The following is a 23,025-nucleotide window of genomic DNA, read 5'->3' as shown; positions in this document are numbered from 1 at the left end:
GATCGGCCGACCACCGGGCGCTCTGGGCTCAGACGCCCTTGCCGCGCTTGTGCAGCATCCGCAGCACCGTCGTGGCCGGAACACCGCAGGCCACGGCCAGGGCCAGGTATCCACGTGCCTCCGCGGGGCGAGCGCGAAGCGTGTCGAGTGACCACGACAGCGCCGCGTCGCGCTGTCCGGCCGCGGCCTCTGCGAAGGCGATCTGGCCGCAGACGCGCGCGTATCCGCGCGGGTCCAACCGGAACTCGGGGTATTCGGCGAGCAGCCAGCGCAGCGCGGTGGAGATCATCTCCCAGCGTCCGGTGAAGTGCGATCTGGGGTGCCAGAGCACCCGTACTCCCGCTTCGGGGATGTTGCGCACAGGGGCGCGCCGGGCCAGGCGCAGCAGAAGTTCGTAGTCCTCGCCGTAACTGCCGGGGATGTCTTCGCTGACCAGGCCGCATCCGTGCACCATGGCGTCGCGTCGGATCAAAAACGTCGAGGGGTGCAGTTCGGTCAGCCGGGAGCGCAACAGGTCGGCGAAGGTGATGCTGGTGCGCCTGAGGATGCGTTCGGACTCGTGGTCGCCGTAGGCGACCCTGATTCCCGAGCAGACGATCTCGGTGTCCGGTTCGGCGCGCAGAACCTCGACCTGGGTGCGCAGTTTGTGCGGGAGCCAGGTGTCGTCGTCGTCGCAGAACGCCACGAGGTCGGTCTCGGCGGCCAGGACACCGGTGTTGCGCGCTCCGGCCAGCCCTTGGCGCATCGTGTTGGACAGCACCAGGATCGGGCGATCGCCGGAGCCGCCGGCCAGCGAGTGGTCGGGGGCCACGTGGTCGTAGACGACCAGGGTGATGATGGTTCCCTGGTAGTCCTGTGCGGCGATCGCCCGCAGGGTTGCGCGCAGCAACTCGGGACGGTCCTTGGTGGGCACCACCACGGTCACGTCCGGCCATTTCGCCCATGCCTGGCCGGAACGGGGAAGCGGGCGTGGTTCCGAGGGCCAGCGTACGGCGCTGAGCAGGTCGATCAGTTCTCCTGCCCGCCGGGCGGCTGCGCCGGAGCGGTCCTCCGCATCGTCTTCCAGGCGGAAATCGCCGGGCTGGGCCAATGCCTTGTCCAGGGTGGTGCACAGTTGCTGTGAGCTGCCGCAGGAGCGCACCAGGCCGGCGTCGTCCAAGCGGGACACGAAGCGCAGCTGGTGGTCGTCGACGTGCTCGCCGAGTTCGGGGTCGCGGGCCACGGCCAGTGGCAACCGACCCTGACGGCGGGCCTCGGTGATGGTGGCCGGTCCGCCATGGGTGACCACGACGGTTGCCCGGGCCATCAGTTCGTCGAGGCGTTGCCGGTCCACGAAGTCCACGCCCTCGGCGTGCACCGGCGCCCGGGAAGCCCCGTGCTGCACCAGCACCTGGATGCCGGGACGTCGTTCGGCGTAGTCGTCGACCCAGTCCAGGAGGCGGGTGAAGGGGTGGTGGTCGGTGCCGATGGTGACGAGGACGAGGGGACGCGCGTCGGCCTCGACGGCGGGCAGTTCGCTCATAGCAGTGGCCCTACGGTGATCGCGGTCGGCATGAATTCACGCTGCTCGTCCCACTGGGCGAGGAAGAGGCGGGTGAAGGGGCGGCACAGCCGCGCAGTCAGGGTGGGGGTGTCCATCCGGTCGTAGACCTCGATGTAGACGGTCGGCACGCGCAGCAGCCGGGCCAGGACGAAGAACGGCACGGCCACGCCCGCACCGGTGGAGACCACGACGCGGGGACGGTGCCGGGCGAATACGCGTAGCGCCAGGAAGGTGTTGCGGACCAGGTTGACGACGTTGCGCGTGGTGGGGTGGTAGGCCCAGTGGACGGTCTCGCCCGCCAGTGCGGAAACGGCATCGGGGGTTTTGAAAGTGATCCAGACGCGCTCGTGGGTGGTCCACCATGGCCGCAGCGGCCACAGCTGGGCCAGGTGGCCTCCACTGGAGGCGACGAGCAGGACAGGGGCTGAAGACATAGCCCAATAGTCTCATAACTGAGAGTGATTTAATCATTACTTGAAGTAATGAACATCGTTTGCGGGTAGAGAATCCCCTGCAATAAGGACGAATGCCTCTGCCACTGCGCAGGCACCAGCACCGACCGCTTCGGGCACTCACCGTGCGGTGGGGCGCCGGTGCAGCAATCCCTCCAGCGCCAGCACCGACCGCAATCGCCACAGTGTGGCCGCGTACCCGGCGCCTCCCACCAGCATTGCCACTGCGAGCGAGCCCGCCCCGGCGCCCAGGACCGCGTTGGCGCCCAGCGGGACCAGGCCGAACCAGACGAGGCACGCACCCACGGCCACCAGCCAGGCCCGGCTCAGCGGCTGGAGCCCCAGCGAACGGTGCAATTGCGCCAACGGCAGCAGATTGCGCACCAAAACGGCCGCAGCCCACGCCAGAGCCGCACCCACCGCCCCGATCCACGGGATCAGGACCACGCACACCACCACGCTCACCACAAGCGCCAGGATGTTGTTGAACAGGTTCCAGCCGGTGCGCCCCGCCATCGTCAGGGCCAGGTCCCCCATGCCACAGGCAGAGGACGCCAACATCGCAGCCGAGACCACTACCAGCACACCGGCGCCTGCCGCGTAGTCCGCGCCGAACAAGTGCAGGAGCAGCGGCGCATACACGATGACGGGCAGGTAGAGCGGCCAGGTCAGGCAGACCAGCCACGCGGTGCCGGCCTGGTACAGGGTGGCTGCGCCCTTGTGGTCGCGTATCGCCAACAGTTCGGCCAGGCGCGGCTGCACCGCGAACTGGATGGCCTGTGTCGCGAACTGACCGACCACCATGAACCGTGTCGCCGCCGTGAACACCGCCGCCTCGGCCGCCCCCTGGAGGACCGCGACGAGGACGATTCCGCTGCGCTGGATCCCGATCTGGGCGATGCTGGCCACCGATCGGGGCAGAGCGAAAGCCCAGAAAGTCCGTGCGTCCACGACCTTCGGCCCCACGGGCAGTGGTGCGGTTTCCTCCCGCTCCGCAACACGCAGGACCCGGCGCAGCCACCACCAGGCCAGGATCGCGACCGGAAGGTACGGGCCGACCCAGGCCACTGTCAACAGTCCTGCGCCGCCCCACACGGCCAGTGCGCCCAGCAGGGCCAACTGCGCGGCGGGACGGGCCACCTTGTCCAGGACCACCGTCGCCCGCATGTCGTTGAAGCCGCGGGTCGCTGCCAGTGCGGCATCGGCATAGACGGCAAACGGCAGGAAGATCGCCAGCACCTGTAGATAGGCGGCGGCATCCTGGCTGCCCAGGAGCCCCGCGAGCGGTTCGGCCAGTAATGCCAGAGCCGCACCGACCAGCAGGGCCACCGCCACCACCGGTCTCAACGCCAGCCGTAGCACTCCCAGGCTCTGACCGCCTGCTCCCAGGGCGCGCAGTCGCGCGATGAAGTACACCAGGCCGTTGGAGGTGCCAAGGTTGGCCACCGCGAGCACGATGAGGAACACCGAGGTCGCGGAGAAGAACACGCCGGCGGTCTCCTGGGGGAACATATGCGCCACGACCACCACGAGTCCGACGTTCAGCGCGGCCCCGCACACCGCCCCGGCCATGTTGACGGCCCCGCCCCGCGCCACCCGGCCCAATCCGGCGGAGTCCCCGCTCGTCGCGGTCGGGGCGGCCCCCGTCGGCCGTTGCTGCGTCTTCGGTCCCGGGTCGTTCATCGTCGCCAACCGGGCATGCGCCCCCACCACTGGGCCAGCCGCTCGTCATAAGGCGTGAAATGGGCGCGCAGCCGATCCCGCAGGGCCGGGTCCATGCTGCTGCGCGGCCGTGCGTTGTGACGCTCGAACCGGATGCCCGAATGCTGGGGGAGGTCGAGGAAACCGGCGATCACCTCGAAGTTCTCCTCCGGCTGCCGGAAGAACGACTCGCTTTCCACGACGTGGATGCGATCGCGCCCCACGTGCTTCTCCAAACGTTCCAACTGGTCCACGTACTGGCCTCGTGACAGATAGGCGTGATGTTGATGGCTGTGCGAGTAGGCGCAGGGGTCGGCAGCCAACCGCTCCTCGACCCCGGCCAGCCGCTCGGGCTCCAGTTCCAGAGCGCGTTCGAACGTCTCGGTCTCAAAGCCCCTGGCCCGCTCGTGCACGTAGGCGGAGTAGGCGCGTTCCACCGGGTCGCGCAGCGCCACCAGAATCTTCGTGTCGGGCAGCTCCCGAGCGATCCGCTCGGGGGCCAGCGGGTGGAACATGTAGTACGGGCTGGACTCGCAGACCTGGACGGGGGGCAGGGCCGACTTGCGCGTGGGGAAGTGCCCCCGGTAGAACGCCGGCCCCCGATGGTGGTTCACGTCGAAGTAGTGCACGCCCTTGCGGAAGGTCGGCCCCTCGACCAGCGGGTGCTGCACCAGGGCCTTGAACAGCGAGGTCGTCCCACCGCGCTGGGTGCCCACGATCAGGAAATCGGGAAGGACCCGGTTCCACCGGGTCAACTGGCCGAACACTCCTGCTGCGGCACGCATAGCGTTCTTGGCGGCAGACACGGCGGGTCCGGGGCGGTTGGTTGCGGTCATACGTCACAGGCTCCTTGCTCGGAGGGCCGGCGCGCCGGTCCGGGCGCGCTTGACAGGGGAAAGCCGCTCGCCGGGCGAACCGGGACGGCCATCGGTCAGGGGCGGGCGGTGGCCGCCTCGTGGGCGGCACGCTCCTCCAGCCCGGCGAGAGCCGGCAGCAGCCAGTCGTCCACGGCTGCGAGCTTCGCGCCCGCCTCGGCCTGACGGTCGTGCAGATAGCGTGTCGCCAGGTCGATCAGGTAGAGCGCCATCACGGTGGGCACCGCACGCGACTTCAGCCCGGTCGCGGCCAGCATCGGGTCCCGCAGCAGGCGCGCGCCACTGTCCAGCCAGCGGTGCACCCCCTGATGCACGCCGGCCTGGACCGACTCGTTGAGTTCGTAGTGCAGCGCGTCGAAGCCCACCGGGACGTCGAACGTCAGCCGTTCCCAGTCCCATACGAACGCCCGTCGCGAGGTGCTGGCCACGTTCCACCGGGTGAGGTCGCCGTGCCAGGCCCCGAAAGGCACCCGGACGTCGGGCAGCCGCTCCAGGGTCGCGCGCAGCGCATCGGCCTCGGGCCGCTGGCCCAGGGCGGTAATTCGCTCGACAAGGGTGCGCCGGTAGGGCGAGGCGGAGACCAGCCGTTCGGCGATCGGTTCCAGTGCCGCCACCTGGACGACGCAGCGCAGCAATTGGCGACGGGTGGGCCGGTCGGTCTGATCGCCTACAGGCAGCGCCTCCTGGACCAGCAGGGGACGATCGTTCCACTCGCCCGCGTGAAGCAGGCGAGGCACGGTGACATCGGGCAGGACCGAGTCCAGCAGGCGTCTCAACGCCACGGTCTCGGCAGCGACCAGGCGCGAGGTCAACGCGTTCACCCCGACCTTCGCGTACCCCACGATGCGGCCCTTGGGGGTGAGGAGCAGGAGGACGGGTTTGCGGTTCGCGCGGGGCGGACCGACATGGATGACGATCACCAGCTCCCGGTCCAGCGCACCCGAAAGCGCGTGTTCGATCCCCTGGCCCGAGCCGACCCGCAGCCGGTCGCGCAGCAGCAGCGGAGCCACCCCACTGGCGAACGCCGTGGTCAGCAGGCCCGTGCGCAGTTTTTCCCGGAGGGAGTGGCCCTGCGCGAACGCCGAGATACCGCGCACAGCGGCGTAACGGTTGGCGGCGGGGATGATCACCCGCGGATCGTGGGCGGAGGGAACCGGCAGGTAAACGCGCACAGGCGCGCCACGCGAGCCGGGCGTCCCGGGTTCTTCGCCGGAACCACGGTCGAGGAGACCGCCGCACGGCCAGAGCACCTCGGCGAGGTCGGTCAGGTAGGTTGTCTCGCCGGTCATCGCACGCCACTTTCCAGCGTCGAGACCACCGTTGGCGTCTTCTCTCTCGACCTCCGCCACAGCAGGGCAACGGCGATCATCGACACGGCCAGCGGCGCCGTCAACGCGACGTAGAAGAACATGTACCAGAACAGCAGCAGGATGCTCAGCAGCGAAGCCGAGCCGACCAGGGAGAGGTCGCCACGGTGACGCCACGCGGCCTGCGCGAAGAAGGCCAGGAAGAGCAGGGTTCCGCCCCAGCCGTTCGCGATCAGCAGCAACCACAACTGCCCGTTGTTGCCGATCGTGTTGTTGCCGCACTGCGGGCACTCGGGGGACTTGCCGATCGCGATGGAGGAACCGCTGCCCAACGCGGCGCGGGTCGTTCCCCAGCCCACGACCGGCGAGTCGCCCGCCGCACGCAGCGCGGCCGCGCTGGCCACCGCGCGGCCGTCGTCGCTGTGCGGGTTGTCCGCGCGCTCCTGCAAGATGTCCAGCAGTGGTGAGACGAGGACCGCGGCCAGCGCCAGTGCCACCGCCCCCGCGCACAGCGACACGGCCGCGATCCTGCCGCGACGCAGCAACTGCACCAGTGCAAAGGCCACCGATAGTGCCAACCCCACCCACAGGCCGCGGTTGAGCGAGTAGACGACGGGGACGACCGAGACCGCGATGGCCGTCACGCCGATCAGCTGCCTCCGGGTGCTGCCCCGCGCAACCCAGCCGACCACCAGCCAGATGAGGAGCAGTGACAGCATGTTGCCCCAGGTGTTGGTGTACTCCCAGGGAGCTTTGGGGCGCGGCGACTCGTACCCCAGCACGTCCATGATCTGGGCGGCGGAGGGATGGACGAGCGCTTGGACGTAGGACTCCCCGGCCAGCGACCCGGGGAGCAGCATCTCCACCAAGGACGTGAACTCGAAGTAGGGCCAGAAGGTCCCCAGCAGGCCACCGGCCACGGTCGCCAGGCACAGCCAGCCAAGCGCGCGGGCGATGCGCAGGTCAGACAGTTCCGTCCGCGACAGGTTGCCGACGTAGAGCATCAGCACGGTCAGCGCCAGGTAGGTGATGATGCGCATGATCGCGCCCAGCATCCCGCCGGTGCCCGCCAGAGCGCCCGCCGGTGTCAGCCCCACCAGGACCAGTCCGGCCACCGACCAGACCAGGAACAGCACCCACAGGGTGAACCCGGAGGGTAGGAACAGCGGACGTCCCGCGTGGTGGCGTCGGACCAGTTCGATCACCATCGGCACCGCGAACAGCCAGAACGCGAACTGCCCCAGTCCCAGCGCCCACCAGAGCGGGTATCCGGCCGTCAACCACACCACTGGCCACCCCGGGCGCAGGAGGTGCGTCACCGCTGCGGTGCGAGGTCGGCGGAGGACTCCGCTGTGTCGTGCGCGCCCGTGGCTGCCTTGGGAGCGCGTACCGGGGGAGCCTGTTCCCTAGGCGCTGGAGTGGAGGCGTGGAGCGTCGCCACGGTGACCGTGCCCAGCATCCGTGCCCCGATGTGCTTGAGCCGGTCCAGGCCCCCGGTCAGGTCCTCACGGCGCGTTCGGCCCAGTTCCACCACGGTCAGTACCGCGTCGCAGGCCGGGGCCATGGCGTGGGCGTCGGCGCGCTCGCTGATCGGCGCGGTCAGCACAAGCACGTAGCGGGCCCTGCCCCGCAGCTTGTTCAGGGTGGTGATCATGACCTCGCGCTGGAGCAGGCCTGCCGCGCGGTCGGGGTCCTGGCCAGAGGAGAGCAACCGCAGCCCCGGGGTGCGGACCGGATGCTGTTCCAGGGCGTTCGTATCGGCTCCCTCGATCAGTACCTCGGTCAGTCCGGGCCCCTGGGCCTCCAGCAACCGGGAGGCGGTCGCATCGCCTGGGTCGGCGCACACCAGCAGGACCCCGGCGTCGACGCGGGCCAGCGCGGCGGCCAGGTTCACCGCCACCACGGCCCCGGAGGAGCCGGAGGACAGCGCTGACACCTGGAGTACGTGGTCGCCCGCACCCAGACGGGCGCCGAGCGTGTGCGCCAGTTCCTGGAAGCCTTGGCCGGCCCGGCTGGTGGCGTCCAGGATGCCCGCTGCGGCGTCGGTCGCGCGCAGGTCCAACAGGACAGGGCCCGCGCCGTGGCGCCGGGCGTCGCCCACCGACCGCAGACGGGAGTCGCGGCGGTCCAGCAGGTAGGCGGCCGCGACTCCGGCCACCAGACCGAGCAGAAGTCCGCTGCCCAGCCACATGGCCGGTATCGGGGAACTCGCGGAGTCGGGGGCGACGGCGGCGGTGATGACCTGTCCGGGCAGCAGGGACTCGCGCAGTGCCTTGAGCGGGTTGATCTGCTTGCCGAGTTCGGTGATCTCGTTCTGTACGGATCCGAGTTCGGTCTCGGCACGTACTTGAGCCGCCCCGGTCGCGGAGTCGGCGCGGTCGGACGCGCGACCCAGTGCAGCCTCCCGTTGCCTGAGTTCGCTGGTCAGTGCGGTGACCCGGGCGTCGATCTGCTGGTCCACCTGTTCCGCCCGGTACTCCAGGTAGGCGCTGGCGAACGCCGTGGAGCCCCGCTGAGCCAGCTCGGGGCCGGAGTCGGAGTAGGCGATGTCCAGCACGCTGCTGTTGGGCGGGACACTGACGTTCACCCGGTTGCGGAACTCGGTGATGTCCTCGACGCGGCCCAGTTTCTTCAGCGCGGCGGAGGCGACCTCGGCGGATGCCACGAGTTGGGCTTCGGTATCGAGGTTGACCTCGCCGTTTGTGCGGCCGGAACGTTCGCCGGTGAGGTCGGCCAGCCCGGTCGGTCGTACCTGTACCGAGGTGGTGGCGGTGTAGGTACGGGGCACGACCACCAGGGCCAGCGCCGCGATGGTCAGACCGAGCGCCATCGCGGCAGCGATGATCCACCAGCGGCGTCGCAGTGTGGCCGCGTAGTCGGTGAGTTCCGGTCCGGGGGCGGGGGTATCCATCGGGGAGCGTCCCTACTTCTTCGGTCAACACATCTCGACTGACACGTTTGGTAATTTCTTAAACACTAAGAGTAGTCGAGTTGATCGTGTGCAGGGTTTGCCATCATCGAGAGTTCGGTGAAGCGGCGGAACCGGCAAGGAATTTGACGCCGGGCCGGCCGCGACCGAAACACAGAGCGGGGACGAATGCCAGCCCTGCCCGGTGCTGTCCGTCCCCAAAGGGTGCGCCCCGGCTGTTCCTCGGACGTGGACCCGCAGATCGGCACAGAACAGGCCCGTCCCCGCCCCCTCGTGCGGGTCGCGGTGTTTGAGAGGGGCCCGAGCACAGCGAGCGTCTGCTCGGTGAAACGGCAGGAGGAACACGTGGGCAGACGAGCGGGCTTCGACCGTCTGATGACCGGGTAGGCCCGGCCCCTCGTTTTTCGAGGGGCCGGGCCTACCCGGGCGGGTGTCCTCGCCCTATGGCGCCGACATGGGGCGCATCAGCCCTCGGGGCGCTTCTTCTGCGGTTCGAACACGGCCGCCACCAGGTCCGCGGCCCAGGTGAGCAGTTCCAGGTCGCGCAGCGGCTTACCGCCCAGTCCGCCGCTCTTGGGGGCCGGGACCAGCAGCGTCTTGGTGGTTTCCTTGTGCAGGGATTTGGGGTAGAGCCTGCGGACCCGCAGTTGTTGGGACTCGCGCAATTCCACGGGGGCGAACCGGACCTGGCTGCCCTGCATGATGACGTCGGTCAGTCCCGCACTCTTGGCCAGCACACGGAAACGGGCCACGGCAAGCAGGTTGTCCACCGGGCGCGGTGGCTCACCGTACCGGTCGGCCAACTCCTCGCGTACCGCCGCGATGTCGGCCTCCCCGCCGACCCCCGCGATACGCCGGTAGGCCTCCAGACGCAACCGCTCGCCCGGAACGTAGTCGTGTGGAATGTGGGCGTCGATGGGGAGTTCGACCCTGGTCTCGACCTCCTGGACCGAGTTCGGGTCACCCTTGAGCTCGCGCACCGCCTCACCGACCATGCGCACGTACAGGTCGAATCCCACTCCGGCGATACTGCCCGACTGCTCGGCCCCGAGGATGTTGCCCGCTCCGCGGATCTCCAGGTCCTTCATCGCCACGTACATGCCCGCGCCGGTCTCGGTGTGCTGGGCGACCGTCGCCAATCGCTCGTGCGCCGTCTCGGTCAGGGGCTTGTCGGCCGGGTACAGGAAGTAGGCGTAGGCCCGGTCCCGACCGCGCCCGACCCGGCCGCGCAGCTGGTGGAGCTGGGACAGGCCGTAGTTGTCCGCACGGTCGACGATGAGGGTGTTGGCGTTGGGGACGTCGAGCCCCGACTCCACGATCGTGGTGGAGACGAGGACGTCGAAGTTCTTCTCCCAGAAATCGACCATCACCTTCTCCAGCTGCTGCTCGTTCATCTGCCCGTGGGCGTAGGCCACCCGGGCCTCGGGAACCAGGCGCTGCAGGGTGGCCGCGACCTTGTCGATGGATGCCACCCGGTTGTGCACGAAGAACACCTGGCCCTCGCGCATCAGTTCACGCCGGATGGCCGCGGTGATCTGCTTCTCGTCGTAGGGCCCCACGAAGGTCAGCACCGGGTGCCGCTCCTCGGGCGGGGTCAGGATCGTGGTCATCTCCCGGATGCCGGTGAGCCCCATCTCCAGGGTGCGGGGGATGGGGGTCGCCGACATCGCGAGTACGTCCACCTGGGTCCGCAGCCGCTTCAGCGACTCCTTGTGCTCGACGCCGAAGCGCTGCTCCTCGTCGATGATGACCAGGCCCAGGTTCTTGAACTTCGTCTCGGCGGAGAGCAGGCGATGGGTCCCGATGACCACGTCCACCTCGCCCGAGAGCATGCCCTCGCGGGTCGCGGCGATCTCGGAGTCGCTCTGGAACCGCGACATCGGCTTGACCGTGACGGGGAAGGAGGCATAACGCTCGCTGAACGTGGACAGGTGTTGCTGGACCAGCAGGGTGGTGGGCACCAGCAGGGCCACCTGCTTGCCGTCCTGCACGGCCTTGAACGCCGCCCGGACCGCGACCTCGGTCTTTCCGTAACCCACGTCGCCGCAGATCAAGCGGTCCATGGGCAGGGCCTTCTCCATGTCGCCCTTGACCTCGTCGATAGCCGCGAGCTGGTCCGGCGTCTCCACGTAGGGGAAGGCGTCCTCCAGCTCGCGCTGCCACGGGGTGTCGGGGGCGAAAGCATGCCCGGGAGACGCCTGGCGCGCCGAGTACAGCCGGATCAGGTCACCGGCGATCTCCCGGACGATCTTGCGTGCCCGGTTCTTGGTCTTGGTCCACTCGGCGCCGCCCATCTTGGACAGCGACGGCGCGTCCCCGCCGACATAACGGGTGACCTCGTCGAGCTGGTCGGTGGGGACGAACAACCGGTCGCCGGGCTGGCCGCGCTTGGACGGTGCGTACTCGATCAGCAGGTATTCGCGTGTGGCGCCTTGGACGCTTCGGCTCACCATCTCGATGTAGCGGCCCACGCCGTGCTGCTCGTGCACGATGTAGTCGCCCGGCTTGAGCTGCAACGGGTCGATGCCGCCGCGCCGCCTGCTGGGCATCTTGCGCATGTCACGGGTGGATGAGCGCTGTCCGGCGAGGTCGGTCTCGGTGAGGACCACCATGCGCACCGAGCGCCATACGAAACCGTGCTCGATCAGCCCCGTGGTGACCGTGGCCACCGAGGCATCCGGTGGTCCGGGGAGATCCGGGCGCAGCTGTGCGCCCAGACCCGCGTCGCGCAACATGGAGACCAGCCGCTCGGCAGGGCCCTGTCCCTGGGTGAGCAGCACGACCCGCCACTCGTCGTGCAGCCAGGACTTGACGTCGGCGAGGGCGCGCTCGGTGTCGCCACGGTAGGCGTCCGCTGAGGTGGCCCCCACCAGGACCGAGTCGTCGTCATCGGCGGAACCGGCGCCCGGGTCGAAGGGAGTGACCGTCCACCACGGAAGGTCCAGTTCGCTCGCGCGCAGCCGGAGGTCGGCGATGGACTGGTAGGCCGAGGCGCCCAGGTCGATCGGGGCCTCGCCACCGGAGGCGGCGTTGATCCAGGACGCGTCCAGGAACTCCTGGCTCGTGGCCACCAGCTCCGTGGCGCGCGTGCGGATGCGCTCGGGGTCGCAGCCCAGAACGTGGGCGCCCTCGGGCAGGAGGTCCAGCAGCAGTTCCATGCGCTCGGCCAGGACCGGGGCGAACGCCTCCATGCCCTCGACCGAGATGCCCTCGGCGAGCTTGCCGAGGATGTCGGCGAGGGAGGGGTGCTCCTCGCTCAATGCGCGGGCCCTGGCCCGGACCTCGTCGGTGAGCAGAAGTTCCCGGCACGGCGGGGCGAACAGTCCGGCCGCGGCGTCGTCGCCGGAGCGTTCCGTGGCGGACATGGAACGCTGGTCGGCGACCTGGAAGTAGCGGATCTCCTCCACGGAGTCGCCCCAGAACTCCAGCCGTAGGGGGTGCTCCTCGGTCGGGGGGAAGACATCCAGGATTCCGCCGCGCACGGCGATGTCGCCGCGCTTCTCCACGAGATCGACCCGTGCGTACCCCGCTGAGACCAGGGATTGCACCACGGTGTCCAGCTCGGCCTCGTCGCCGGCGCGCAACCGTACCGGTTTGAGGTCGCCCAACCCCGCCACCAGCGGTTGCAGGGCTGCGCGGATCGGGGCGACGACCACGCGCAGCGGTGCGGTCAGCGGGTCGGCGGGATCGGGGTGGACCAGGCGCCGCAGTACTGCCAGGCGCTGACCGACGGTGTCCGACCTCGGCGACAGACGCTCGTGCGGCAGGGTCTCCCACGCGGGAAACAGCGCGACGGAGCTCTCCGGCAGCAGGGATCCCAGCGCCTCGGTGAGATCGGATGCCTCACGCTCAGTAGCGGTTATGGCCAAAACCGGACGCCCGGCGCCCACCGGGGCGTCGACGGCCAGCCCTGCGACCAGAAAGGGGCGAAGGGCGGTTGGCGCGACGATGTCGAGACGGGGATCATGGCCGCCTCGCGCGGTCGCGATCGCTTTGCTCAGGGCCGGGTCACCGGCGACGACGGAGAGAAGTCCAGAAAGGCTCATATCACCAAGTGGGGCGTTTGATGGAAGGTGCCTGCCGCACGGCGGTAGAAACGCGCCGGCCACGGATTCGGTGTGCTCCCCGTAGACAGCCTACGCGTGGCGCCACACCGGCTGTACCCGGATTCGCCACCGCTCACAGCGTGTGACCGGCATGATTGCTCACCATGAGTAACGCTCAATCGACCCGGGCTGTTCCGCCCCTCAGGGCTCAGCCCACTCCCGAGTACGACACCGAGGTTTTTCGACAGCGCATCCATGAGGCGGGGGTGCGCGTCCGCGACGAGCGCGGCGCCACCGAGTTGCGGATCCTGGAAGCCGGTTGCGGCCGGCAGTGGACGCTGGGCACGGTGGAGGTCGAGGGGGTGACCCCGCACATCACCGGAATCGACGCCGACGGGCGCAGCCTGCGCATGCGCATCGACGAGCGCGCCGACCTGCACGAGGCGATCGTGGGTGACCTGCGCACCGTGGAACTGCCCGAAGCAGCCTACGACGTGGTGTTCTGCTCCTGGGTGCTGGAGCACGTGTCCGGCGCCGAACAGGTCCTGGACCGGTTGTTCGCCGCACTGCGGCCGGGCGGGACCCTGCTCCTGCGCATCCCCGACCGCGACTCGGTGTACGGATTCCTGACCCGGATCGCTCCGTTCGGCCTGCACGTGGCCTACAAGCGTCATGTCCGTGGCCGGGTGAACGCGGGGCGGCCAGGGTTCGGCCCGTTTCCCACCGTCTACGACCGGGTGGTTTCCTACCGGGGGGTGCTCGACTACTGCGCGCGCAATGAAGTAGAGGTGCTGCAGACGCTCTCGTGCAACCACCACCTGCGCTACTTCGGCCGGATGTCCCCGATCGTCGACGCCGGACTGCGCACGGTCGCCGCCGCGTCGCTCGGCCGTCTCACCGCCAGGCACAACAACCTCGCTTTCGTCCTGCGCAAGTCCTGAACTTCCACGTCGTCCCCCATCATTCTGGCCGACCGCCCGACAAGCGGGCCGGGTGCGTCCACCGCCTGTGGACAACCCCGGACCGCGCCGCCCCGGGCGGCCTCGGCCAGAATGGGGACGGCGCGCCGCGCGCCGCCAGCGACGACGTAGGGAGCACGCATGACCCGGCCCGCCGGTGACCCGCCCGCCTTCACCCCGGGACCGGAGGGGTTGGCCCATCTGGAGCTGATCCTCTCCGGCGTGTGCCCGCTCCCAGGTTTCATGACGGTCGCCGAGGCCGCCGAACTCGCCACCGACGGACCACCGCCCCCGGGCGCCGTCTGGCCGGTCCCGGTCGTCCTCACCGTGTCCGACGAGCTCGCCGACACCAACAGCATCACCCTCACCGACCCCGAGGGCGCCCCCCTGGCCGAACTCGACGTCACCGAGGGGCGCCGTGCGGGGGGAGCCAGGCTGGCAGGCCGGCTGCACCGGGCCGCACCGCCCGCCCACGGAGTGCTGCGCGCCCTGCGCCACACCCCGGAGCAGGTGCGCCGGGAGCGCGCCGATCGCACGCGTCCGATGCTCGCAGTGGTCACCGACCAGGCGCTGCACCATCGGGCACTGACCCGTATCCACGCCGCTCTCGACGGGATCGGCGGTACCGCCCCCGATCTGCTCGTCCTCATCGACGCACCTTTCGACGACGAGGCCGCGGCACCCGCGGTCCTGGCCGCCCGTCCCCTCCTGCCCGAGGAAACCCGGTACACCGTCGTCACCCTGCCGGCGGCCTGGACCGACGGAGGGCCCCCGCTGCCCGCGCAGCGCCGCGCGCTGCTCGCCGTGCACGTGGCAGCCGCCTACGGTGCCACCCATGTGCTGCTCGAAACCCGGGAGAGCAGCGCGACCGACGCGTCGCCCACCCCCGTGGTCGTCCTGCCCGAGCAGGAATGGGGCTACGACACCGACACCGAATCCTGGCGTCCGGCCGACCGGATCGCACCCGACCGCGTCCGGGCCGAACTCACCGCCGAGCAGGTGGAGACGGAGTTGGTGCACGGGCGGGAACTGCCTCCGTGGTTCACTCCGGAGCCGGTCGCCGCGGCGATGGCCCGGATGCGTCCTCCGCGGACCCGCCGCGGACTCACCCTGTTCTTCACGGGACTGTCCGGCTCGGGAAAGTCCACGATCGCACGCGGGGTGAGCGAGGCCGTGCGGGCTACCGGCCGTACCGTCACGCTCCTGGACGGGGACGTAGTGCGCCGGATGCTGTCAGCGGGGCTGACCTTCTCGCGCGCCGACCGCGACCTCAACATCCGCCGTATCGGCTACGTCGCAGCCGAGATCGCCCGACACGGCGGTGTCGCGGTGTGCGCGCCCATCGCCCCCTACACCGCCACCCGCGCCGAGGTGCGCCGTATGGCCCAGGAGACCGGGGACTTCTTCCTCGTGCACGTGGCCACGCCGCTCGACGTGTGCGAGACCCGCGACCGCAAGGGCCTCTACGCCAAGGCGCGTGCCGGCGAGATCCCCGAGTTCACCGGGATCTCCGATCCCTATGAGGAACCCCATGACGCCGACCTCGTCATCGACACCGCGGGGGCGGCCGAGGCGGATTCGGTCGACCAGGTCGTGACGGCCTTGCGCGAGGGCGGTTGGCTGCCCGACGCGATGCCCTGAGCAAGACCCTCCGACACGCTGGTCCGGTGCGGACGGGGTGGCGCGCGGGGCACCGGTGCGGCACAGTGGGCGGCGCACCAACTGCCCCGGCTGCCGTCCGGCCCGCCGAGCCGTGTAGCCCGATCGAAAGGTTCAGCCCTGTGCGCTCGACTCTCCCGCGCCGTCGAACAGTTTTTGCGGGCGCGGCAGCGGCCGTGCTGATGCTCACCGGCTGCGGGGTCTCCCAGGCCGGCTCCGCCGTTGTCGTCGGTGGTGAGAGCCTGGGCCACGAGCAGGTACGCAGCGAGGTCGAGCGGATCGAGTCGGCTTCGGGCCGGCAGCTCTCCCCCCAGCAGCGCTCGGACGCGGCGACCAGGGTGCTCAGCAGCTACATCACCGTCACCACCCTGGACCAGATCGCCAAGGAGGAGGGCATCGCGATCACCCGGGCCGACACCGATGAGGTCCTCGACCGACTCGGCGGGCGCGAGTCGCCCCAGTTCCAGGGGCTCACCGATGCCGAGGTCGATGACCAGGTGCGCGTCGCGCTGATCGGGGACCGACTGGCGAGTGAGGCCGATCCTGCGGACCTCGCCGAAATCGAGGACAAGCTGCGCACCGACACCCGCGCCTACCTCACCGAGCAGGCCGAGTACAACGGGCTGAGCGGCGCCGAGCTGGAGGAGCAAGTGGAGACGGCGATGGCGCAACTGGAGTCGTCCGTCCCCGCCGAAGCGGCCAACCTCTACCCCCAAGAGCGCTTCCGCAGCCACCTGGCCGCGGCCGACATCGAGGTCAACCCCCGCTATGGGGTGTTCGACCCTGCGGGCCTCACCATCGACCCCCGTGGAAGCCTCCTGTCGGCACCGGCCGAACCCGCGCTTGCCCTGCCCCAGGGCCAGCAGCCCATGGGCGGGTGATCCCGACAGTGGAAGAGCACGCCGACCAGTCCTCCGGCCACCGGCTCCTCGCGCTGGTGGAGGTCATGGACACGCTGCGCCGCGAATGTCCCTGGGATGCGGGACAGACGCACGAGACGTTGGCGAAGTACCTCATCGAGGAGGCATACGAGGCGTTGGAGACGATCGAGAGCGGCGATCTGCACGCCCTCGCCGGGGAGCTCGGCGACGTGCTCCTCCAGGTGGTCTTCCACGCCCGAGTCGCCGAGGAGCGCGGCCCGGAAGGCTTCACCATCGACGACGTGGCCGACGCCGTCATCGACAAACTCACGCGGCGGCACCCGCACGTTTTCGCAGGCGTGCAGGTGTCGGGTGCCGACGAGGTCAAGGCCAACTGGGAGGCCATCAAGGCGGCCGAGCGCGCTGAGCAGGGCGAGGCCGCCGACACCTCCGTGCTGGCCGGGGTCCCTTTCGCCCAACCGGGGGCTCTGTTGGCCTACGAGCTGCAAAAGCGTGCCGTACGCAATGGGGTTCCCGAGGAGCTCATCGGTGACGACCGGGGTCCCGGAGGCGGATTGTTCGCCGAAGTGGCGGCAGAGCGTCGGGCCGAGGCCGATCCGGAACTGGACCTGCGCGCGGCGGCCCGCCGTTTCGACACCCGATTGCGTGCCGCAGAGGGCGCCGCTCGCGACGACGGCCTGGACCCGAGGGCCCTCACATCTGATCAATGGCGGAGGTACTGGGCCGCACAGCAGTGAGCCTCCCGTCGTTGAGGGAGATCTCCACGGTCTCGCCCGGCTCCCCGGTGACCGCCTGCGCAGGACGGCGTGCGGTGTCGCCCACCCGAAGCCACAGCCCGATGATGATCCAACTGGTGGTCAGCGACGATCCTCCGATGGCCAGCAACGGAGTCGTCATGCCGGTCAGCGGGATCAGCAGGGTGACCCCGCCGAGCACCACGAACACCTGGAACGCCCAAAGGAACGCGAGTCCGGCCGTCATCAGTTTGACGAAGAGCTCGCGTGAGGCCAGTGCCACCCTGAACCCCCGCTCCACCAGCAGCAGGATCGCCAGGATCACGGCGCTGAGCCCGGCCAGGCCGAACTTCTCCCCGATCGAGACCAGGATGAGGTCGGAGTCGGACGCGAACAGGGTCGCGGCGCGGCCCGCACCGAAGCCGATCCCCAGCAGCCCGCCGTCAGCGAGCGCGAAGAGACCCTCGACAACCTGGTAGCTGCCGCCCTGCTGGCGGTAGACCTCAGGGTCGAACGGCGCCAGCCAGATCGCGACGCGCTGTTGGACGTGCCAGAAGATCAGGTAGGCGGCGTAGGCGCCGGCGAGGAACATCGCCAGGCCGATCCCCACCCAGGACTTGCGCTGCGTGGCGATGTAGAACATCGCGAGGAACAAACCGAACAACAGCAGCGAGGTCCCCAGGTCCTTGGTGCCGACCAGGACGAGGATGGCCATGCCCCACGCCGCTGTCATCGGCCCCATGTCGCGCATCCGGGGCAGGCTGAACACCTTGACCTCGCGCACCATCACCTGTTTGGCAGCCAGCGCCAGCACGTCCCGTTTCACACCGAGGTAGGCGGCGAGGAAGACCACCAGAGGGAGTTTGGCGAACTCCGAGGGCTGCACGGTGATCGTGCCGAAGGACAGCCAGCGCCGCGCGCCGTACTGGTCCAGGCCCACCACCGGCAGCATGGGGGACGCGATCAGGAGCACGCCTGCCAGCGCCATCAGATAGGGGTAGCGCTGCAACAGTTGGGGACGGCGCACCACCACCAGCACGGCCAGGCACAGTGCCAGGCCCAGACCGGTCCACATGAGCTGTTTGAGGGCTCCGGACCCGTCACGTCCGGCCTCGGCGTGCAGGCCCCAGATCACCACGAGTCCGATGCCGTTGAGGAGAACCCCCAGTGGCAGCATGAGCGGATCGGCCCAAGGGGCCAGGTAGCGCAGTGCGATGTGCACCGCGATCGCACCCCCGCCGAGGACCCCGGTGAACAGGGCCAGAACGGGTGGGACGCTGCCGTTGACTCCGAGCCCGGCGAGGCTGAAGCCGATGACGAAGACCGTGATCGCTGCCAGCAGCATCAGCAGTTCGACGGTGCGGCGCCGCCCGGGGCGGGGCGTCGTCTTCTCGGTCATCCCCTCCGCCTTGCTCATCCTCTCTCGGGTATCGGACAGTGCGAACTATAAGCGTGTGATGGTCGGCCAGGGGTGAAGAGGGGGCAGCGGGTCGCCTGGTGGGAAGAGCGCGCGGTACCGGGACCCGGGACGGGGAAGGCCCTGTCGCGCGGTGGCGGGCCCCTTCAGCCGCGGACGGGGGTCGGGAGTCGGGCGGCATCCGTTCCGGCGGACCGTTCCATGCGGTGGGCCCGTACCGACCACACCACCGCTCCCACCCAGACGGTAAGAACCAGCAGGTAGACAGCTATTCGTGGGGTGCCGTCCAGAGGGAGCCAGTCGCTGTTCACGACGGTCCGGATGTTGGTCATGATGATCATGCCGCCCACCACCGAGCCCAGGACCCGTGCGGGGAAGTAGCGCACGATCCATGCGGCGAACGGAGCGGCGATCACACCGCCGATGAGAAGAGCGCCGGCCCAGGCCAGGTTGATGCCCGAGTGGCCGAGGCCGGTCAGGAACCCGAGGCTCGCCGACAGTGCCACGATGAACTCGCTGGTACTGACCGAACCGATCGCCGTGCGCGGCTCCAGCCGTCCGCTGGCGAGCAGGGCAGGGGTGCTCACGGGCCCCCAGCCGCCGCCTCCGGTGGCGTCGACGAATCCGCCGACCAGGCCGAGCGGGGCGAGGAACCGGGTGCGCAGCGGCTTGCCGAGGTGGCCGCGCGGGGTTCCCCAGGCGGTGAAACGCACCAGGACATAAACGCCCAGCGACAGCAGGATGCCCGACATCAACGGCGCTGCCAGTTCGGTGGAGACGCTGCTGAGGACGGTCGCCCCGACGAAGGCACCGATCGCGCCCGGCACCGCGATCCTCCGCACGACGCCCCAATCCACGTTGCCCATGCGCCAGTGCGACACCCCGGACGACAGGGTCGTCCCGATCTGGGCCAGGTGAACGGTCGCAGAGGCGGTCGCGGGAGTCGCGCCCAGGGCGAGGAGGAGCGTGGTCGAGGTGACGCCGTAACCCATTCCAAGGCTGCCGTCCACGAGTTGGGCCACCAGACCGACCGCGGCGAGCAGGACGAGGGTCTGCATCGAGGACGCCTTCCCGTCTAATCGACTGCTTAGGTCGGAATTGTAGACGACAGGTGGTTCGGCAGGTCAAAAGGCCGCGGCCCCGACCGCTCACCAGTCCCGGGGCGACGACTTCGGCCGGGAGGCGGGGCATCCTGCCGGTTGTCCGGCCGATGCCGGGCAACCGGAGAACACGTCAGGTGCTGATGCCCCAGCGCTTGCGGATCGACTTGTCCGCGTAGCTGAAGAAGATGTCGATCACGATTCCGATGATCAGCACGATCAGGATGTAGGACAGCAGCCGTTCGGAGTTGTTCATCGTCCGGGCCTGACTCAGCGCCCAGCCGATCGAGTTCTGTTGGTCGATGATCACCAGGAGTTCGCCGGCCATCAGCGACCGCCAGGCGAATGCCCAGCCCTGTTTCAGCCCTGCCACGAACGTCGGCAAGGCCGCAGGGACGATCAGGTATCGGTACCGGGCGATACCGCGAAGCCCGACCACCTGGCCGACCCGCAACAGGTTCGGCGACACGTAGTCGATGCCGGAGACCAGTCCATTGGCGATGGAGGGGGCCGCGCCCAGGATGATCACGAACATGATCGCGGACTCGGTGATCCCGTACAGCAGCATCGCGAACGGGAACCACACGATCGAAGGCATCGTCTGCAGGCCGGTGATCAGCGAGCCGATCGCCGCGCGCAGCGGTTTGATCCGCGAGACCGCCACGCCCACCAGCACGCCCACGACCACCGCCAGCGCGAAACCGCTGAGGGCCCGCTGCATGGTGACCTGCATCGCCTCCCAGAAACGGGGGGTGGTCACCTCGCCCAGCAGCACGGGAAGGACCTTGTCGGGACCGGGGAAGACGAACTCCGGCTTCCACTCGCTCCACACCACCGCCTGCCAGGCACCCAGCACCAGGACCAGGGCGAGGGCCTTGGGCCATGAGGCGTCCCACAGCCGCTTCCCCCACACCGCGAACCCATTGGGTTCGACGAGGCGCTGCGGGCCCAGTTCGAGGGCGTCCAGCCCCGCGACCTCGCGTTCGTCCTGCCCGGTTCGCGCATCGGCCCTCTGCTGGGCCGTCGTCGCCGAGTCAAGCGGCATGACGGGCCACCTCCGCTCGCAGCCGGTCGGTGATCGAGGCGGCTCGTGCGGCGACCTCGACGGAGTCGATCCGCCTCGGGCGCTCCTCCACCACGGGGAACTCCTCGATGATTCGGCCCGGACGGCTGGACAGCAGCACCACGCGGTCGCCCAACCGGACCGCTTCACGCACGTTGTGCGTGACGAACAGGACGGTGAGATCGCGTTCGCGCCAGATCCGCTCCAGTTCGTCGTGCAGGATGTCGCGGGTCATGGCGTCCAGCGCGCCGAACGGTTCGTCCATGAGCAACACATCGGCGTCCTGGGCCAGGGCGCGGGCAAGGGCCACGCGCTGGCGCATCCCACCCGACAACTGGTGCGGCAACCGGCCGGAGAATCCGCTGAGCCGGACCAGGGCGAGCAGCTCCTCGACCCGGCGCCGCCGTTCGGCCCGCGCGACTTTTCGCACCTTCATGGGGAGTTCGATGTTGGACCCCACCGTCAGCCACGGAAACAGTGCGGCCTCCTGGAACATCATGGAGACCCGGTGCCCACCGACGGTGACGGTGCCCGCTGTGGGTGCGTCCAGGCCGGCCACCAGGGACAGCAGAGTGCTCTTGCCGCACCCTGAGGCGCCGAGGACGGAGACGAACTCGCCCTTGCCCACCTCCAGGGAGAGGCCGTCCAACGCGGTCAGGGTGTGCTTGCCGCGGCCGAAGACCTTGACCAGGTCATGGATGCGCACGGCGGGCGGGTCGGCGGTGCCGGTGGGGGACGCCGGTGCGGCGGCGTCCTTGGGGACTGGGGTCATCGCTTCCTCCGAGGCCACTCGCCGGCGTCGGCCGGCGGTGTCGATTCGTTCGTCGTGGGCGGGGCCGCTCCCGGCGCAGAACGCCGTGCGCGGAGTCGGCCCCACCGATAAGCCGCCCCTAGAAGCCCGACACGGGCTCCTGGCCAGCCTTCTCCAGCTCCTCGTTGAGCAGGTCGAGGGCGTAGATGCCTTCCAGGTCGACCGGTTCGAGCAGGCCCACGGCCTCGGCATGCTCGGCACTGCCACGAAGGGACTCGGCCACCGGGTCGGTGGTGAAGGACAGGTTCTCGAAGGCCGAGGCCACGATCGCGTCGTCCAGCCGGTCGCCGCTGATCTTCTCCAGGTGGTCGTTGGCGACGGTCTGCGCGTCCTCGGAGTTGTCGTTGATCCAGGCCACGGTCTCCACATGGCCGCTCAGCAGCTTGGCCACCAGGTCGGGTGCGGCCTCCAAGAAGTCCTGGTTGACGATGAGGTGCGTGGTCACGTACTCGCCGTCGGTGTCGGCCCACTCGTCGGCCTCGTCCACCAGGAGGTTGCCCTCGCCTTCGATCAGCAGACGGCTGAGGTGCGGCTCGGGCACCCACGCGGCGTCGATCTCTTCGGTCAGGAACGCCTGCACGATCTCGGAGTTGCCCTGGGGGACGATCGAGATGTCGCCGCCGCCCTCCGTATCGAACTCCCAGCCGCGCTGTTGGGCCCACCAGCGCAGCGCCACGTCCTGGGTATTGCCCAGTTGCGGTGTGGAGATGGTCGTGCCTTCGAGGTCGTCCACCGACTCGATGCCGGGCCGGGCCACCAGGCCGGCCCCCCGCGAGGTCGACCCCGCGATGATGTGCAGTGCGGTGCCGCTGGACTCCGACCAGCCGTTGATGGCGGGGTTGGGGCCGATGAAGGTCGCGTCGATCTCGCCGGCGAACAACGCGTTGATCGCATCGGGGCCGGCGTTGAAGGTCTGGGTGTCGAGTTCGACGTCTGCGCCGAGTGCGTCGGCCAGGATCCCGTTCTCCACGCCCACGAGCGCGGGGGCGTGGGTGATGTTGGGAAAGTAGCCGAGGGTCAGGGTGTCGGTCTCGCCGGTCGCTGAGCCGGTGCCGCAGGCGGTGGCGACCAGGGCCAGGGTGCAGGCGGCCGCGGCGGTGGCCAGGGGGCGGGGTCGTCTCGCGGTCATGGGTCGGGAGCCCTTCAGGGGAACCAATGGGGTGCGGGTACGTAATTCCTACCTGAACAGTAGAGAACAGAATCGTCCGACAGTCAATCCCGATTTATCCGATGGGTTTTATCGTTACTGTTCGGTGTCGACCTGCTCGCCTACCGTCGTTGTGCCGTTGCTTTCGGTCCCCATGCGCGCGGATTCCGACACGCCGGACCCGTCGGTGATCGCCTTCGAGTGGATCGCCGTTCCACCATGGGTGCGTTGTCCCTGATCAGGATGGTGGGAAAAATGGACTAAACCAATCCGGGGAGTGGGGGAGACTCCGTCGCGCCAGGCTCGGTAGGCTCAGGGTGGTTCGCGCGGCCCCAGGGCGGCAAGTACGCCCGCTATTGCCCGTGCGGCCGCCGTGTCAGATGACACGCCGAACGTGGTTC

Annotated in this window: 17 protein-coding genes; 4 read left to right on the top strand and 13 right to left on the bottom strand. The window is 69.4% G+C overall.

Going from position 1 to position 23,025, the window contains the following annotated elements:
* Nucleotides 1–28: 28 nt before the first annotated feature.
* From QSJ59_RS06160 to mfd, 8 genes are all read right to left on the bottom strand, one after another.
* Entirely contained in the window at nucleotides 29–1,522 is a 1,494-nt protein-coding gene (locus QSJ59_RS06160) for a glycosyltransferase (protein WP_285757721.1), read from the bottom strand.
* The gene (gene pssD / locus QSJ59_RS06155) at nucleotides 1,519–1,977 is read right to left on the bottom strand and encodes a PssD/Cps14F family polysaccharide biosynthesis glycosyltransferase (protein ID WP_285757720.1); all 459 of its coding nucleotides are present in this window, start codon (nucleotides 1,975–1,977) and stop codon (nucleotides 1,519–1,521) included. Before pssD ends, QSJ59_RS06160 begins: the two co-directional genes overlap by 4 nt.
* Before the next feature lie 138 nt (nucleotides 1,978–2,115).
* Nucleotides 2,116–3,678, bottom strand: coding sequence for a lipopolysaccharide biosynthesis protein (locus QSJ59_RS06150; protein WP_285757719.1), 1,563 nt, complete (start codon nucleotides 3,676–3,678; stop codon nucleotides 2,116–2,118).
* Entirely contained in the window at nucleotides 3,675–4,532 is an 858-nt protein-coding gene (locus tag QSJ59_RS06145) for a sulfotransferase domain-containing protein (RefSeq protein WP_432707422.1), read from the bottom strand. Before QSJ59_RS06145 ends, QSJ59_RS06150 begins: the two co-directional genes overlap by 4 nt.
* 95 nt (nucleotides 4,533–4,627) lie before the next feature.
* On the bottom strand, nucleotides 4,628–5,860 hold the full coding sequence (locus tag QSJ59_RS06140) for an aminoglycoside phosphotransferase (RefSeq protein WP_285757718.1): 1,233 nt from the start codon (nucleotides 5,858–5,860) through the stop codon (nucleotides 4,628–4,630).
* Nucleotides 5,857–7,164: a ligase gene (locus tag QSJ59_RS06135; RefSeq protein ID WP_349497183.1), complete on the bottom strand. Its 1,308-nt coding sequence runs from the start codon at nucleotides 7,162–7,164 to the stop codon at nucleotides 5,857–5,859. The genes QSJ59_RS06140 and QSJ59_RS06135 overlap by 4 nt, the downstream gene beginning before the upstream one ends.
* Before the next feature lie 29 nt (nucleotides 7,165–7,193).
* Nucleotides 7,194–8,789 carry a Wzz/FepE/Etk N-terminal domain-containing protein gene (locus QSJ59_RS06130; RefSeq protein ID WP_285757715.1) on the bottom strand — a complete coding sequence of 532 codons (1,596 nt, stop codon included), beginning with the start codon at nucleotides 8,787–8,789 and terminating at the stop codon, nucleotides 7,194–7,196.
* A 482-nt stretch (nucleotides 8,790–9,271) separates the two neighbouring features.
* Nucleotides 9,272–12,853, bottom strand: coding sequence for a transcription-repair coupling factor (gene mfd, locus QSJ59_RS06125; protein ID WP_285757714.1), 3,582 nt, complete (start codon nucleotides 12,851–12,853; stop codon nucleotides 9,272–9,274).
* Nucleotides 12,854–13,017: 164 nt separating this feature from the next.
* On the opposite strand from mfd, the gene QSJ59_RS06120 reads away from it, so the two are divergent.
* The 4 genes from QSJ59_RS06120 to mazG all read left to right on the top strand — a co-directional run bounded on the left by QSJ59_RS06120 (nucleotide 13,018) and on the right by mazG (nucleotide 17,089).
* Nucleotides 13,018–13,794 carry a class I SAM-dependent methyltransferase gene (locus QSJ59_RS06120; protein ID WP_285757713.1) on the top strand — a complete coding sequence of 259 codons (777 nt, stop codon included), beginning with the start codon at nucleotides 13,018–13,020 and terminating at the stop codon, nucleotides 13,792–13,794.
* A gap of 159 nt (nucleotides 13,795–13,953) precedes the next feature.
* Complete coding sequence (gene cysC, locus QSJ59_RS06115) at nucleotides 13,954–15,453, top strand: adenylyl-sulfate kinase (protein WP_285757711.1); 1,500 nt, start codon at nucleotides 13,954–13,956, stop codon at nucleotides 15,451–15,453.
* A gap of 140 nt (nucleotides 15,454–15,593) precedes the next feature.
* Entirely contained in the window at nucleotides 15,594–16,352 is a 759-nt protein-coding gene (locus QSJ59_RS06110; protein WP_285757710.1) for a SurA N-terminal domain-containing protein, read from the top strand.
* A gap of 65 nt (nucleotides 16,353–16,417) precedes the next feature.
* Entirely contained in the window at nucleotides 16,418–17,089 is a 672-nt protein-coding gene (mazG, locus tag QSJ59_RS06105) for a nucleoside triphosphate pyrophosphohydrolase (protein WP_285757932.1), read from the top strand.
* Here mazG and QSJ59_RS06100 read toward each other — a convergent pair.
* The 5 genes from QSJ59_RS06100 to QSJ59_RS06080 all read right to left on the bottom strand — a co-directional run bounded on the left by QSJ59_RS06100 (nucleotide 17,046) and on the right by QSJ59_RS06080 (nucleotide 22,606).
* The gene (locus tag QSJ59_RS06100) at nucleotides 17,046–18,485 is read right to left on the bottom strand and encodes an FtsW/RodA/SpoVE family cell cycle protein (RefSeq protein WP_285757709.1); all 1,440 of its coding nucleotides are present in this window, start codon (nucleotides 18,483–18,485) and stop codon (nucleotides 17,046–17,048) included. The two genes, mazG and QSJ59_RS06100, sit on opposite strands and share 44 nt — an antisense overlap.
* 164 nt (nucleotides 18,486–18,649) lie before the next feature.
* The gene (locus QSJ59_RS06095; protein WP_285757707.1) at nucleotides 18,650–19,561 is read right to left on the bottom strand and encodes a sulfite exporter TauE/SafE family protein; all 912 of its coding nucleotides are present in this window, start codon (nucleotides 19,559–19,561) and stop codon (nucleotides 18,650–18,652) included.
* 175 nt (nucleotides 19,562–19,736) lie between these two features.
* Nucleotides 19,737–20,648 carry an ABC transporter permease gene (locus QSJ59_RS06090; protein WP_285757705.1) on the bottom strand — a complete coding sequence of 304 codons (912 nt, stop codon included), beginning with the start codon at nucleotides 20,646–20,648 and terminating at the stop codon, nucleotides 19,737–19,739.
* Complete coding sequence (locus QSJ59_RS06085; protein WP_285757703.1) at nucleotides 20,638–21,438, bottom strand: ABC transporter ATP-binding protein; 801 nt, start codon at nucleotides 21,436–21,438, stop codon at nucleotides 20,638–20,640. Before QSJ59_RS06085 ends, QSJ59_RS06090 begins: the two co-directional genes overlap by 11 nt.
* A gap of 118 nt (nucleotides 21,439–21,556) precedes the next feature.
* The gene (locus QSJ59_RS06080; protein WP_285757702.1) at nucleotides 21,557–22,606 is read right to left on the bottom strand and encodes an ABC transporter substrate-binding protein; all 1,050 of its coding nucleotides are present in this window, start codon (nucleotides 22,604–22,606) and stop codon (nucleotides 21,557–21,559) included.
* Nucleotides 22,607–23,025: the final 419 nt, after the last annotated feature.

The sequence above is a fragment of the Nocardiopsis ansamitocini genome (assembly GCF_030268225.1).
In the GTDB taxonomy this organism is placed as follows: domain Bacteria; phylum Actinomycetota; class Actinomycetes; order Streptosporangiales; family Streptosporangiaceae; genus Nocardiopsis_D; species Nocardiopsis_D ansamitocini.
This window is presented reverse-complemented; position numbering and strand designations above follow the sequence as displayed.

Bases quoted from the DNA above. Each gene is read 5' to 3' on its own strand.
- QSJ59_RS06080 (WP_285757702.1), bottom strand. From the start codon at position 22,606: ATGACCGCGAGACGACCCCGCCCCCTGGCCACCGCCGCGGCCGCCTGC.
- QSJ59_RS06090 (WP_285757705.1), bottom strand. From the start codon at position 20,648: ATGCCGCTTGACTCGGCGACGACGGCCCAGCAGAGGGCCGATGCGCGA.
- cysC (WP_285757711.1), top strand. From the start codon at position 13,954: ATGACCCGGCCCGCCGGTGACCCGCCCGCCTTCACCCCGGGACCGGAG.
- mfd (WP_285757714.1), bottom strand. From the start codon at position 12,853: ATGAGCCTTTCTGGACTTCTCTCCGTCGTCGCCGGTGACCCGGCCCTG.
- mazG (WP_285757932.1), top strand. From the start codon at position 16,418: ATGGACACGCTGCGCCGCGAATGTCCCTGGGATGCGGGACAGACGCAC.
- QSJ59_RS06140 (WP_285757718.1), bottom strand. From the start codon at position 5,860: ATGACCGGCGAGACAACCTACCTGACCGACCTCGCCGAGGTGCTCTGG.
- QSJ59_RS06150 (WP_285757719.1), bottom strand. From the start codon at position 3,678: ATGAACGACCCGGGACCGAAGACGCAGCAACGGCCGACGGGGGCCGCC.
- QSJ59_RS06130 (WP_285757715.1), bottom strand. From the start codon at position 8,789: ATGGATACCCCCGCCCCCGGACCGGAACTCACCGACTACGCGGCCACA.
- QSJ59_RS06085 (WP_285757703.1), bottom strand. From the start codon at position 21,438: ATGACCCCAGTCCCCAAGGACGCCGCCGCACCGGCGTCCCCCACCGGC.
- QSJ59_RS06100 (WP_285757709.1), bottom strand. From the start codon at position 18,485: ATGACCGAGAAGACGACGCCCCGCCCCGGGCGGCGCCGCACCGTCGAA.
- QSJ59_RS06145 (WP_432707422.1), bottom strand. From the start codon at position 4,532: ATGACCGCAACCAACCGCCCCGGACCCGCCGTGTCTGCCGCCAAGAAC.
- QSJ59_RS06160 (WP_285757721.1), bottom strand. From the start codon at position 1,522: ATGAGCGAACTGCCCGCCGTCGAGGCCGACGCGCGTCCCCTCGTCCTC.
- QSJ59_RS06095 (WP_285757707.1), bottom strand. From the start codon at position 19,561: ATGCAGACCCTCGTCCTGCTCGCCGCGGTCGGTCTGGTGGCCCAACTC.
- pssD (WP_285757720.1), bottom strand. From the start codon at position 1,977: ATGTCTTCAGCCCCTGTCCTGCTCGTCGCCTCCAGTGGAGGCCACCTG.
- QSJ59_RS06120 (WP_285757713.1), top strand. From the start codon at position 13,018: ATGAGTAACGCTCAATCGACCCGGGCTGTTCCGCCCCTCAGGGCTCAG.